This is a genomic window from Clostridium aminobutyricum (genome assembly GCF_017255415.1).
Taxonomy (GTDB): domain Bacteria; phylum Bacillota; class Clostridia; order Peptostreptococcales; family Anaerovoracaceae; genus Aminipila; species Aminipila aminobutyrica.
The window spans coordinates 66,425-81,212 of sequence record NZ_JAFJZZ010000007.1 but is presented as its reverse complement, the minus strand read 5'-3'; the positions used below and the strand labels follow the sequence as shown (position 1 = coordinate 81,212).

Here is a 14,788-nt window from a genome sequence, read left to right as displayed (position 1 = left end):
AATGGATTCGTGCCCGCTAAGGGAATCAAACAATGCTTAATGGAGCTGTGCGCGGCGAAATAATGGAATATTTACAATATAGATATAATTTTTAACTATAACGCGTAATAGTATTTTAGAGTTACGCTATAACATATATCCTTTGCTATAATCATTCTTAATAATAACAATGAAAGGATAGGATATGATGAAAAATTCAATTATTGGTTACCCGCGTATAGGGAAGCACCGCGAGCTCAAGTTTAGCGTAGAGAGTTATTTTAAAGGAACTATGCCGGTAGAAAGGTTACTGGAGGATGCCGGGGCATTAAGGAGGAAACAATGGAAGCTTATAAAAGACAGCGGACTGGATTTTATCCCTTCAAATGATTTTTCTTTTTATGATGGAATGCTCGATACGGCAAACCTGTTGAATGTAATACCTGAATGCTATAAAAAGCTGAATCTCGGAAACCTAGATACCTACTTTGCTATGGCAAGGGGATATCAGGGGGAAAAAGGAGATGTAAAAGCATTGCCGATGAAAAAATGGTTTAATACGAACTATCACTATATTGTTCCGGCCATGGAGGACAGCACCCAAATAAAATTGAACCATGATAAAATTTTTCAGTACTACAGCGAAGCACTTGAATATGGCGTAAAGACAAAGCCTGTAATTATCGGACCGTTTACTTTTCTTAAATTGGCAGAGTACAAAGGGAGGAAGACATTAAATGATTATATCAATCCGGCGATTGACGCATACAGAGATATTTTCACCAAACTAAATGAATTGGGTACAGAATGGATTCAGGTGGATGAGCCGATTCTGGTGACAGACTTGACACCGGATGATATAGCGATATTTCATGCCATTTATACCGAATTGTTAAAAGAAAAAGGTAACCTTAAAGTGGTTCTTCAAACCTATTTTGGAGATGTCAGAGACTGCTACAGTGAAATTGCCGCGCTTGGGTTTGATGGAATAGGATTGGATTTTGTGGAAGGGAAAAAATCACTATCCCTAATAAGAGAAGTAGGATTCCCGAAAGAGATGATCCTTTTTGCAGGGATTATAAACGGTAAAAATATATGGCGCAATGAGTATAGGAAATCATTAGTTATCTTGAATGAGCTTTCACACTATGTAGAAAAGAACCGCATCGTAATCGGTACTTCTTGCTCGCTTCTGCATGTTCCGTATACCATTAATAATGAAAAAGATCTATCAGAAAAGGAGAAGATTTATTTCGCCTTTGCTGAAGAAAAATTGACAGAGCTGGCTGAGCTAAAAGAAATTTTTGCAGAAGAAGATTATACAAACAGTTCAACATATAGAAATAATGTTTCGCTATTTTCAGAAAGAGCAAAAGATATGCATTCTGAAGTGACGCAAAAGATTGAAAGTTTATCGGAAAGAGATCTTACGAGATTACCGGTATTTCGTGAGAGAGCGGGAATTCAAAAAGACTTCTTCAAGCTTCCTCAACTTCCTACAACCACCATAGGATCATTCCCTCAGACTGATGAAATAAAGTCAAACAGAGCAATGTTTAAAAAAGGTCAGCTCACACCGGGCCAGTATACAGAAAAAATAAAGGAAAAGATAAAAGAGTGTATCGGCTTACAAGAAAAAATAGGATTGGATGTTCTCGTTCATGGTGAGTTTGAGCGCAATGATATGGTAGAATATTTCGGAGAAAACTTAGATGGCTGCCTGTTCACACAAAACGGATGGGTTCAATCTTATGGAACTCGTTGTGTCAAGCCTCCGATTTTATGGGGAGATATAAAAAGAACGGAACCGATTACCATCGAATACTTGAAATTTGCTCAAAGTCTTACAGACAAACCGGTAAAGGGTATGCTCACAGGGCCTGTGACCATTTTAAACTGGTCATTTCCGCGAGAAGATATTTCACTTCGAGAGGCCGCCTTTCAGATTGCATTGGCAATCAAAGAAGAAGTTCAGGATCTTGAAAGCAATGGCATTCGCATCATACAAATAGATGAGGCAGCCTTAAAAGAAAAGCTCCCGATAAGAAAAGCAGATTGGCACAGTGAATATTTGGATTGGGCAATACCTGCATTCCGGCTTGTGCACAGCGGAGTAAAAGCAACAACCCAAATTCACACCCATATGTGTTATAGTGAATTTGAGGAGATTATTAAAGAAATCGACTCAATGGATGCGGATGTTATTTCTTTTGAAGCATCACGTTCCAATCTACTGATTATTGACGCACTGAATGAAAATAATTTTAGGACGGCAGTGGGTCCTGGCGTATATGACATTCATTCTCCAAGGATTCCGAGCGAAGACGAATTGATACAGGTCATTCAGGTTATGCTGGAGAAGATTGATATAGAAAAGCTATGGATCAATCCGGATTGCGGCTTAAAGACTCGAGGAATAGAAGAAACCACAGCGAGTTTAGTCAATATGGTAAAAGCAACTAGAAAGGTAAGGCAGCTATTAAACCAATAAACATTTTCAATAAAGTGAAAAAGGTGCAATTATGGAACACATTTTATCCATCCCCAGTTATCATGAAGCTTTGCTGGAGTACGACAGCAACGAAGACTTAAGAGAATCTTACGAAAAATTTGGCTGTGAAGGTCTTGAAATGATCCGTTGTGATGATGATGTTCGGGGGATTATTACCAAGGAAATGGTAAAAGGGTTACATATGATTTTCTATCCTGAGTGGCTGGATTTTTGGCTGAAGGATGAAAAGGAACTAATCCACGAATTTGGAGAGGCTTCTGTGTGGGAAAGTTTTTATAGAGGTAAAACGTTTGAGTCTGTCATGTCGCAATTTGAGGCGGATTTAGATTTTGCGTTCAGTATGGAAGCGGAATATGTCGTGTTTCATATCTCTGATGTTACAATTTCCGGTGTTTTCACCCATCAGCACAAACATTCGGATGAAGAGGTCATTGATGCGGCAGCGGAAATTATAAACACGCTTTTAGACGGTAAAAGATATGATTTCTATTTTTTAATGGAAAATTTATGGTGGCCTGGCTTAACCATGACGAACCCTGAAATGACCAAGAGATTATTAGAAAAAGTGCATTATCGAAAAAAAGGTATTATGCTTGACGTAGGTCATCTGCTATGCTCCAATATGGAATTAGAAAATCAGGAAGAAGCTTGTCAGTATATCCATACCCTTTTGGATGCGCATGACCAATTAGACCCGGAACTGTGCAAAAGCATTAAAGGGATACACTTACATCAGTCCATAAGCGGAGAGTATGCGAAAAAGATACTGGCTAACCCGCCTAGGCTTCGGGACAATTATTATGAACGCTTTGCTCAGGTATATGAACTGCTCGGTTCTATAGATACTCATATGCCCTGGGAAACGGCAGAAATCAGTAAGGTCATTGAAAGAATACAACCCCTTTTTTTAGTTCATGAACTGATGGCAAAAAATCGAAAACATAGAGAAATCCTTTTAAGAAAACAAATGATGATATTGTAAAATTTTAATTGAAATATTTTACAATTTTTTCGAGTAAGGGGTTGACAGGAAGGCTTAGCTGGTGATAGCATAAGCTTAAGATAATTGAATAGAGCATTTGATGTTCTGTTTGCTCTGAATAGGGTGAACAGCTAAGAGGGAAGCAGGTTCAAGTCCTGCGCGGTCCCGCCGCTGTAAGCGAGGAGTTCTGCCATGGCATATACGCTGAAAGAGTATATGAGCCACTGAACATTAGTTTGGGAAGGTTTGGTAAGAATGATGATTCGTAAGCCAGAAGACCTGCATGAAATGGAAAAGGTTCCGACGGGTAATCGGCAATCTTTAGACGTAGAGATACGTTTCTTCATTGTACAGAAATACGGGCTGTAGCATAATGCTACAGTTTTTTTAGTGAAAAAAGAATATTTTTGAGGATGAATGGAATATCAAAACTCTCTATTCTGAATGTGAAGTAATGGTTTACTTATTTGGAGGAGGAGAAAAAAATGAATATTAATTGGTTTAAAGATCCTGATAACGTAGTGTGTGTGGATGTAAACGTCTTTTCTGACATTTTTTCTAAGAAAATTGCCATCGAAAATTTACGCGAAAAGTTAGAAGACTTTAAACGAAACCCCATCAAAGAAGGCGAGGTTATCAAGGGAAAAGAAAGAAATTGCATCAAGCTGATGGTTCCTAATCTGACCTTTGGACAGAGTATTGAGAATGGAGAAAAAGTGTGGGTTTATTTGGGCGAGAATTATGATAGTTTTTGTTTGTATTGGCCAAAAGAGAAGGTACTATATGGTTCAATGATTGGATAACGGAGGGGATCACGTGTCGGAAATTAAAAGGGAGAAAAAGATAGCTTTGTCTCAGCAAGAAGAAAAACTGTTGGAAATTATCCATGAGACTGGCTTTGGCGAGATAAAGATTATTATCAATGACGGGAAACCGATACGAGTGGAAGAGATTAAAAAGTGCATTAAATTATAAATGACATAGAACTGACCAGAAAGCTGGAGGTTTCTTGATTGCAGACGAAGTTTGCAATGGGAAACCTCTTTTTTATTCGGTAGGGAGGAAAACCACATGGAAGAAAATCAAACAGAATTGACGGATTTATTTAAAAAACTTACACAAGAAAAATCTTCGGAATGTGAAAGTGAATTTTTTAAAAAGCTCAATGAAACCATATTATGGGTACCTGACGTTACTGAAAAACCGGACAATAGTAAAAAGACCTTTGCACTGCTTATAGCAGGAGACGGCAGAAAATTTATTCCTACTTTTTTACATAAAAAATCAAAACTAGGAAGGTTTAAAGAAGAACAGCTGGTGGAAATACCGTATAACAAGCTTAAGTATTTAATAATCGATTCAATGGCAGAAATAAATGGTATAGTGATTGCTCCATTTGAGGAAAACATAGTTTTGGACAGAAAGTTAATGGAAATCATTGATTCACAGACCATAGGCATGACATTGCGTAGAGAAAATCACGTAGGAAGAATAAAACTCAGAAAACCGGATGCAGTCCCTAATGGATTAAAAGATATATTAGAAAACTTTTTTAAAAACTGTCTGGAGGTGGAGTTTGCGTGGTTGATGAAGGCCAAGGGTGAAAATGAGCTGGATGAACATTGGATGCTGCTGATAGATTTTCAAGGTGAGAAAACAGAGCTGTTTCCACCCGTGGCAGAGATTATGAAACCCTATATGAAACCGGGAGAAAAGTTTGAACTCATCCAAAAAAATCCCGATTTTATCACAACAGAAATGGATTCTGCCAAGATATATACTCGAATTAATAATGGTGTATCTTAAAGCAAATACAATTGATAGGATAACAGTTACTGGATTACACAAGTTAACAAGTGCACTAACGCGCTTGCAATAAAATTATGGAGAAAGGGGGGACAATCCATAAGCTAGTTATATAGGGCTAAATACATTAGTAAAAATTATTTAAAAATGGAGGGATGAAAGATGAAAAAAATTTTAAATTCTAAGATTATGATGTTGATTTTAGTAGTAGTCATGGTATTTGCTATGTCGGCTACTGCATTTGCTGACTCGAGTACAGTGAATGTAAAAGTGCAGTTTACTGTAGAGGGAACTCCGATTTGGAATACAAGCACACCGTTGAATGTGCCAATGGGGATTGATATAACACAGGCAACAAAATCTTATTTCACATCAACTCAGTTTGCTTCTACTACAATCAATCCGTTAGGAACTAAGTCTTCTGTGATGGATGCGATTATTCAGGCTACAAAAAGCTATACGCCTCCTAAGGCTGTGACCACTGATGTGGATTTAGCTCCAATGTACGGTAATCCTGGCGCTTATATTAAAGATGTAGGAACCTATACTTCTTACAATCAGTATGATGAATATCAGGATGAAGATGGACAGTGGTGGGGAGAATCCATCGGAGCTGGTTGGAGTGCATATATTACACCAACTGGTGGAACAGAAACATCAGCTGCAGAATATTTGAGCAGAATCCAACTTCACGAAGGAGATAAGATCCGCTTTGATTACAGTACCTATGATTATACTTGGCCAATTGACGAACCTACAGCAGAGTAATTAGATTGTTTTTTCAACAGAATGGGCGGCAGATACTGCCGCCTGTTTTTTACTGGACGGACAGCAAAAATTTATTTCTTATATCATTCTAAGAAAGGTTTTAATCATGAAAAGAAAAATAGCATCAGCATTAATTGTTGTGATGTTACTGTCACAATTCAGTATGGGGTTTAGCTTTGCGGAAAGTAAGCAGGAAAATGAATACATAGACAATCAAAACACTGTTATTACAGAGAATTTGGAAAACAGTGAAGCAGATGCAGGGAATACAGAGATTACAGATACTGTAAATACAGGGGAAAAAGAAGAGGCAGATAATAGAAATGGGGATCAGACAACAGAACCAGCTGAAAATGTGAAAACTGAAGAATCAGTTACAAAATCAGCGGTTACAGACATACAGAGTACAGAAAATTCAGATCTGGGAGATGAAACGGGAACTGAAAATGCAGATTTAGAAGAATCGGTTCAGATGCAACTGCTTTCAGAGGAACCGGTGCAGCCTTTAAGCTCATTGGAAAGTCAGCTGGAAAAAGTAACGGAATATTATAGCCAATTGGGACAGAATACAAAACTTTCATCTCCTCTGGAAGGAGTGGCCCGTTTTGCGGTGGGGGAAAGACCTAGCTTAGAGGCATTGAAAACAGCATCCCAAATGGAGGCACAGTATCACTTGAAGTACAATGAAATCAGTGATTTGACATTTGGTGATGGGAATTCCTCTGATACGTTATCAGAAACGACAGATGGTGTTAATGCTCAGACCTGGCTGGCACAGCTAGTATTGGATATTTTGGCAGTAGGCGGAGACCCAGCAGACTTTCAGGGACATAATTATATACATGAATTGTTAAGCTCACAGTCTGCGGAAACGGGATTTTTTACAAATATAGAGAATAATACAAATCCAAAGGCAGCAGATGGCCTAGCTTTATTAGCATTAAATGCATACTGGAGGGATGCATGGCCATCCTATGGTGAGGATAAGGGGAAAACCGTTTGTATTGATGAGATAATGGATTGCATAGTTAACAAACCTACTCTTGCAGCAGCAAACAATCCTGCAAATTATCTGCTTGATGAGCAGAACGGATTTATGAATGCTGCTCAATGGGGATTGAGCAAGGATTTTAAAAATATCACTTTTTATAATAATTTCTGGTTGACACAGGGACTTTCTTTAGATTCTTCAGAGGAGTCCAAAACAGATATTGGAAAACTCGTAACGGGTTTACCAACACTGAAAGCTTCAGGAAAAGCTGTTTATACTGCGCAATGTGAAACAATGGCGGCCTATATTATTGCCAAACTTTCAGCCGGACAAACGGTAAGTGATGCGGAGTGGCAGAAACTTGAAACATTTCAGATAAAAGATGACCAAAGTACGTATATTGGGCAATATATACGTACGACGAGTGCTACTTCTCCAAATGGTGAAGCTACTGCTATGGCAGCGATTGCTTTAGATTACGGTAAAAGAATGGAAAGTGATGCAACTGCAAAATCGGCATTTTTAAGGCTTGCAGAAGCGAATCCGGATGCAGACCGTACCTTTGTGAAAGAAGAAGAAGAGCAAGTTTTCGAAGATGTTGCGGATTTAAAGGCAACGATAGATTCTCCTGATAAAACATTAAGTGACATTGTTCAATTGATTAAAGATAAAGAGGATACTGTTTCTCTAGTATCTTCCAACGAGGATATTGTTTCAAATGAAGATAAAGTGGTGCATCCGCTGGAAGCTGGGGAACCGAATGCAACCGTTCAACTGAAGATTATTATCAAAAGCGGCAACTGTGCAACAGTTATCCGGACGAAAAAATTTACTATTGAACCTGAAGACAAAAATTTCCCTTTTGAAAGAAATATAGAACTGCTGAAGCAATATTACAAGCATTATCCGCAGGATGGATCAACGAAGGGCATTAACAAAAGTCAACAGGCGTACTCGGTGGCATCTTTAATGAATGATACTAATCTGGGAGGCATTTCATATAATACTAAGTTTTATGGCGACAATGGGTATTCTTCGTATAATGCAATATTTAATGAGCCGTCTGTAAAAGCCATACTGGATTGGATAGCCATGAATAAGGATCCAAAGCAGTACATAAAAGAATATCCTAGTACTGGATTAACAGAAGAAGCAGATTTAATTAAAGAAATATTGTCAAGGCAGTATGACAATGGAAGCTTCAGCCCGCCTTCAATAGATGAAGCTGCGCGTTATGGATATTCAAGAGATTCTTGTGTTTTATATACATTGGCATTAGAGTCATATTTTGGAGGGAAAGAATGGGGAAGTGAAAATTCAGGAACAAAATATGGCAGGATTGGAGCCATTAAAGATATACTATCACACATGATAGATGTAAATGATGATGCTGAAGTAAAAAAGTGTGAGGATATAAATGTTGAAGGTGGACGTGTTCTGGCTTACTTAGATGCGAATAATTATGATTCGATTGGATTTAAAGTAAATGGTGGACTACTATCTGAAAGCATGGAAGTTATTTTATTTAGTCGCTGGTTAAATGATGATACAGAAGTTACGGTTAAAGATGGTGAAAAGAAGCCATTAAAGGAGTTTGCGCAAAAAGAAGTTGATGGTTTATTAAAAACTTTAAAGTGGCTTTCTGATAATGAAAGTATACTTACTAGGAATAATTACACTACAATAGATTATGCCTATTATATTTCAGCTTTAATTGCTAGCGGGAATAAGGATAAAGTAGATGAATACGGCCTTTGGGACAAATTGCGTAATGCAAGAGCAAAGGATGGCTCATATTATAGTTCTCCGGCACAAGGAGAGTTGATTGGGGATAATGCTACTATGGCAGTTGCCATGGCGATGGGAGATTATCAGAATGGCAAGGCAATTTTAACTTCCATGACCTACGATGCGAGTACGCTAAGTGATGCGGAGGCTGTACAGAAAGATATAGTCAATATCAAGCTCCCAAGTACCGCAACTGAGAACATAGCTTTGCCTGTAAAGGGGTATTACGGAAGTACGATTTCATGGGAATCTTCCAATCCAGATGTCATCAATCCTGTAACAGGTATTGTAGCCAGACCTGAACAGAGTCAGATGGATGCCGTAGTTTCACTAACTGCAACGATAAAGCGAGGCGGAGCATCAGAGGTAAAAACTTTTCTGATAAAGATACCGGCAAAGACCAATGTGAACAATGAAAATGGAACAGCGGACTATGATGCATTATCTATCCCGTTGTTTGTTACAGAGGATATAGGACTTTCTGCAACAGGGCAAAAAGGAAGTAGTATTGTGTGGGAATCTTCTAACCCGGCAGCGATTACAAATGAAGGAAAAGTAACACTGGGAGATACGGATACAAAAGTAACATTAACGGCTACCGTAACAAATGGAACGTTTATTAAAGTAAAAGAGTTTCAAGTAACGGTTCCCAAGCAGATAACAGATAGCGTACTGGATAAGGCTATGGCTCAGTTCCGTTCCTATTACAATGAAAATAGAAACTTGACAGGATCTTATTGGGATGTTTTTGCAGCTAAGGCTGTATTAGGTGATTCCTTTAAAGATTATAATTTCAAAGTATTTGATGTAAAAAGCCATAAGCCGAATGCAACATGGCAGGGTACTGATTACGGGGCTGTAGTATTGCAGATTCTGGCTCAAGGAGATAACCCTTATGATTATCAGGGCGTAAACTATGTAGGGAAACTACAGAATTATGCAGATGAAAATCCAAGTTGGGGACCATTTGCATGTCCGATATGGGTTGGTATGGCGTTAGATGCAGCAGGGGCTGATCCGACTGGACATAAGTATAATAGAGTAGGTGCAACAGCTCGTTTTTTGAGCTATCTAACAGACCTGGACTATGGACCGGATATGGCGGGCTGGGCTCTAGTTCCATTAGCAACTTCCATCTCTCAAGGAGTAGAAGTTGATACAGACCAAATTAATACATTCATAGAGACAATGAAAAATAAGCAAGAACCAACTGGAGTTAACACCGGGTTGTTTAACACATATACAGAACCTGGATACGTAATGACTTTGTCTACTGGATGTGTAGCCTGTGGCTTTTCAGCACTAAAAAACGTTGGGGCCAGTGGTGTTGACTTAATCTCAGATGACTGGAAAGTAAGCGGTACAGGACCATTAGAAGCGATTTATAATCAGGAGATTGAAGGGAAAAGCAATGTAAGCACCCAATTTATAATAGCTTTTGGAGACACCTATTACGGCGACAGTGTTTGGAGACGAGTAGGAGTTAAGCCGGAACAATTAGAGGAAATCATTAAAAAAGCAGAACCTCTTGTAACAGACGGTGACACTAAATATACGGTTAAGAGTTTTAATGCTTTAAAGAATGCATATCAAACTGCTTTAGCAGTAAAAAGTGATGCAAACAAAATGAAGAATTATTACTTTGGCCAGAGCTACTTTAATCTAAGAGATGCAATTGATGGATTGAAAGAAAAGGGTACGGCAGCGTTAACCATTTACGGTCAGACAGGAAATAAGATATTAGATCAGGCATCTATAAGCAAAGTGGGTAGTTTACTAGAAGTTTTGCAGGAAGCAGCTTTGGAAAACGGTATTAGTATCACCAGCAAAGACAATAAAATAGCAGAGCTTGGAGGAATCAAGGCAGACAGCAAAGGGCAATGGTATGTCTATAAACAAACATCGGATGGAGATGGCATAAGGATAACAGAGCCATTGGATCAGTACAATGTGGAAGAAGGTACCTCCCTGGTATTGAAGTACTGTGAAGATACTTCAAGCCTATCAGCAAATGCAAGCTTAAATCAACATTTGGTATATGATGCCGCTCAATCTTTGAAGATTAATGGGGCTATCAACGCCCAAAATGAGGTTACAGGAGATATCGTGCTGACAAATACGGGGTTATTTGGAACTTCAGTTACGTGGCTTCCGAATAAGCTTTTTGCAATTGATGAGAACGGCAAAGTGACACGAGATGCGAAAGAAGACATCAGTGTAGTATTAACTGCAAAAATATATTTAAATGGGACAAGCACTGAAAAACAATTTACTGTAAAGGTAAAATCATTAAATGGAGACTCTCCTGTTACACCAACCGTTAAAAACGCTTATATTCGTATTGCAGGTCCGGTAGGTGAGAAATGGAGTGGGAAGTATGATAAAACTGCTATAGAAATTGAATCTGGCGAGACTGCTTTCAGCTTGCTGGAAAAAACCGGAGCGTCACTAAATGTAGATAAAAATACAAAATATGGTGTTTATGTAAGAGGAATCAATGGATTATCTGAATTCGACAAAGGAAGCGAGAGCGGATGGCTCTATCGTGTAAACGGTAAATTCCCAGATCATTCTGCAGCGCTGGAGAGAGTTTATGAAAATGATTATGTAGAATGGCTTTATACAAAAGACTTAGGTCGAGATGTCGGCGGATATGTTGCGGGTGTGGGCGGTTCTGTTACAGAGAAAACACAGAAAAATGCGAATAGTGTTTCCGTAACAATGCCGGTTACGGCTAGCATAAATAACGCTACCAAAGAAGCAAAAGCTGTTTTGAACGCAGCAGATATAACCAAAGCGTTAAAAGAAGTTCAAGATAAAGTGAAAGCGGCACAACAAGATGGTAATTCTGATGTGGTCTCTGTACTGAGGATCAACGTCTCAGCCGACAGTCAGGCAGCATCTGTAGAAACTACGATACCGAAAGCATCAGTATCTTCTCTCAACAATGGAGTAGATCAGATAAGCATTATTACGGGCATTGGAGAGGTAACCATTGACAAAGATATCATTAAAGCATTAGCGAATGGGATTACAGGAGACCTTAAAATTACCATAGCAAAGACAGACGCAGGAAGCGCTATAGCTAAAATTTCAGGTGTAACAAATGATGTAAAGGCAAAATTAGAAGGAAGACCGATCTATGAATTTACAGCACAAAAGGGAGATCAAACCGTTTCAGAGCTTGGAGGAATTGCTATCTCCACCGTTCCGTATTCACTGGGAACTGGGGAGCTATCAGATGCTGTAGTAGCGTATTGGGTGAAACCGGATGGAAATCTTGAGGTTATAAAAAATGGACATATGACCGATGACAATAAATATTTTACAATGGAGAATAACCATTGGTCTACTTATGCAATAGGTTACAATGAAGTAAAGTTCACAGATACAGCAAGTCACTGGGCAAAAAACAATATTCTATATCTAGCAGCCAGAGATATCATCAGAGGAAAGGGCACCGATGTATTTTCGCCGAATAGCCAAATCACAAGATCTGAATTTGTTCAGATTCTTGCCAATATGAGCGGCGATAATTTGAGTAAGTACAACACGTCACAGTTCGCTGATGTGTCTGAAAATGCATGGTATGCAAAAGCAATAGACTGGGCTGTTGAAAATGGCATTGCAGGAGGAACCGGAAATGATACGTTCTCTCCTAATGCAAACATTACAAGACAGGATATGTCGGTAATGATATCGAAGTATGCGGCAAATATTTCAAAAAATACACTTCAAAGCACGAATGATGAAGTGAAGTTTGCAGATGACTATGAGATTGCCAGTTATGCAAAAGATGCCGTTACAGCTATGCAGAAAGCAGGCATTATAAACGGAGTGAAAAATAACCTTGGATCATACAGTTTCAATCCGAAGTCAAACGCAACAAGAGCAGAAGCAACTACCATGATTGCAAACTACATGAAACAATAACAAAATCGTCATTTCATAATGATTATTAGAAACACCTTAAGCTTGTATTATGCCAGCTTAGGGTGTTTTTACTATATGGAGAGTGTCCAGATGTTAACACTAATGATAGATTTGTAATTCAGTCACTATTTAGTTCATTACCGTTATTTATCTCATGAATAGAAACTTTTTAGATAATTTAGACAATTATCTGATAAGGGGTTGACGGAGCAGGTAATAATTGTTAGTATTGGATTGACAAAATTAAATAGATCTTTCATGTTCTGTTTGCTTAAATGAAAGTAAACAGCTAAGAGGGAAGCAGGTTTAAATCCTGCGCGGTCCCGCCGCTGTAAGTGAGGAGTCTTACCATAGCATGCATCTAAATAGTTGCGTGCGCCACTGAGCAAAAAGCTTGGGAAGGTTTGGAAAGGGCAATGATACACAAGCCAGAATACCTGCATGAAACGATTAAGAACTCCGACGGGTGATCGGCAATTCTTTTCTTTTAACGGGTATCTTATTAAAAGAAAATCAACATACAGAAATACGGGCTGTAGCAATTTTGCTGCAGCTTTTTTTGTCCTTCAAAATGGAGAGGAATGTGAGCTGAAACCTTGTCAGAGAAATTTTTTATAGGGGGAAAACATGGAAATGAGAAAAAAACAGTTTAATCGATGGACCATCTTGTTTTTATCGTTAATGTTAGTGCTTTCCAGCTTTTGCACGGTGTTTGCGGCGGCAGTAAGCGCAGACAACGCAATGGAGCAGACGGCTGACTATGTGGCTCAAATCGTAGCCAAGCCGGAATTGGGCTCCATTGGAGGCGAATGGGCGGTGTTAGGACTGGCAAGATCAAACTCGGCAGTGCCGGAGCAGTATTATAACGACTATTACAAGGGTATAGTAGAGACAGTAACCGCTTGTAAGGGTGAACTGTCCGAAAATAAATACACGGAATATTCTCGAGTTATACTGGCTTTAACTGCTATCGGGAAAGATGTAACCGATGTAGGAGGATATAATTTATTAGAAAAATTAGCGGATTATAATAAAGTTTTAAAACAAGGAATTAACGGCCCGATCTTTGCGCTAATCGCATTGGATACTCATAATTATGTGATACCGCAGGTAAAGGACGTGGAGGTTCAAACCACAAGACAATTGCTGATCGACTATGTATTAAGTAAGGAAATCACCGATTCGAAAGGCGTGACCGGAGGATTTTCGCTGTCGGGAAATGTGCCGGATCCTGATGTGACGGGAATGGCCTTGCAAGCCTTGGCAAAGTATCAGGATCAACCAAAGGTAAAACAAGCCACGGACAGGGCTCTAACGGTGCTGTCTGTCATGCAGAACAGCAATGGAGGCTACTCCTCTTGGGGAACAGAAAATGCTGAAAGTGTCGTTCAAGTACTGGTCGCTTTATGCGAACTGGGAATCAGACCGGATACCGACAGCCGGTTCATTAAAAATGGGAATACCCTGCTGAATAGTTTGCTAAGTTTTTATCAAACAGGAGGGGGATTTGAGCACGTTTATAAAAGTGGGATCAATCAAATGGCTACCGAGCAATGCCTGTATGGGTTAACGGCATACAACAGATGTATTTCGGGTGCAAAGAGCTTATATGATATGACGGATGTAACGCTGGATACGCAAACGAGTCCATCAGTAGGCACTGAGAGTCCGGCAAATAATGAGATAAAAATAAAAGTAAACGATCAATATATCACCTTTAATCAGGCGCCGATTCTCGAATCAGGCACCACCCTTGTACCGATGAGGGCTATTTTTGAATCCCTGGGAGCCAGTATGAAGTGGGATCAGTCAGCCCAAAAAGTAACCGGAACGTTGGGAGAGGCAAAAGTAGAGTTAGTGATCGGTCAAAAAGAGGCGAGTGTGAACGGTAAAAATATAACGTTGGAAGTTGCCGCAAGGCTTGAAAATGGCACAACTCTGGTCCCTGTTCGCTTTGTTTCGGAAAGTCTGGGGGCAAGCGTAGCTTGGGATAATGCTGCAAGAACGGTCATCATTAACAGGTAGAACA

General features: G+C 39.2%; 8 protein-coding genes and 2 riboswitches. All 8 genes read left to right on the top strand.

What is annotated here, in order from left to right; genetic code table 11:
* The first annotated feature begins 187 nt into the window (after window positions 1-187).
* The 8 genes from metE (at window position 188) to JYB65_RS14980 (ending at window position 14,784) form a co-directional block, all read left to right on the top strand.
* Entirely contained in the window at window positions 188-2,470 is a 2,283-nt protein-coding gene (gene metE / locus JYB65_RS12710) for a 5-methyltetrahydropteroyltriglutamate--homocysteine S-methyltransferase (RefSeq protein WP_206583111.1), read from the top strand.
* Between the two features lie 31 nt (window positions 2,471-2,501).
* On the top strand, window positions 2,502-3,473 hold the full coding sequence (locus JYB65_RS12705) for a TIM barrel protein (RefSeq protein ID WP_206583059.1): 972 nt from the start codon (window positions 2,502-2,504) through the stop codon (window positions 3,471-3,473).
* An 83-nt stretch (window positions 3,474-3,556) separates the two neighbouring features.
* A riboswitch (cobalamin riboswitch) is annotated at window positions 3,557-3,774 on the top strand.
* A gap of 184 nt (window positions 3,775-3,958) precedes the next feature.
* On the top strand, window positions 3,959-4,276 hold the full coding sequence (locus tag JYB65_RS12700; RefSeq protein WP_206583058.1) for a hypothetical protein: 318 nt from the start codon (window positions 3,959-3,961) through the stop codon (window positions 4,274-4,276).
* 13 nt (window positions 4,277-4,289) lie between these two features.
* Complete coding sequence (locus tag JYB65_RS15230; RefSeq protein ID WP_206583057.1) at window positions 4,290-4,448, top strand: DUF2292 domain-containing protein; 159 nt, start codon at window positions 4,290-4,292, stop codon at window positions 4,446-4,448.
* A 96-nt stretch (window positions 4,449-4,544) separates the two neighbouring features.
* Window positions 4,545-5,279: an enhanced serine sensitivity protein SseB C-terminal domain-containing protein gene (locus tag JYB65_RS12690; protein WP_206583056.1), complete on the top strand. Its 735-nt coding sequence runs from the start codon at window positions 4,545-4,547 to the stop codon at window positions 5,277-5,279.
* A gap of 162 nt (window positions 5,280-5,441) precedes the next feature.
* Entirely contained in the window at window positions 5,442-6,047 is a 606-nt protein-coding gene (locus JYB65_RS12685; protein WP_206583055.1) for a hypothetical protein, read from the top strand.
* A 106-nt stretch (window positions 6,048-6,153) separates the two neighbouring features.
* Entirely contained in the window at window positions 6,154-12,759 is a 6,606-nt protein-coding gene (locus tag JYB65_RS12680) for an immunoglobulin-like domain-containing protein (protein WP_206583054.1), read from the top strand.
* Window positions 12,760-13,000: 241 nt separating this feature from the next.
* Window positions 13,001-13,218, top strand: a riboswitch (cobalamin riboswitch).
* 168 nt (window positions 13,219-13,386) lie between these two features.
* Window positions 13,387-14,784: a stalk domain-containing protein gene (locus JYB65_RS14980; protein ID WP_245156676.1), complete on the top strand. Its 1,398-nt coding sequence runs from the start codon at window positions 13,387-13,389 to the stop codon at window positions 14,782-14,784.
* Window positions 14,785-14,788 lie beyond the last annotated feature (4 nt).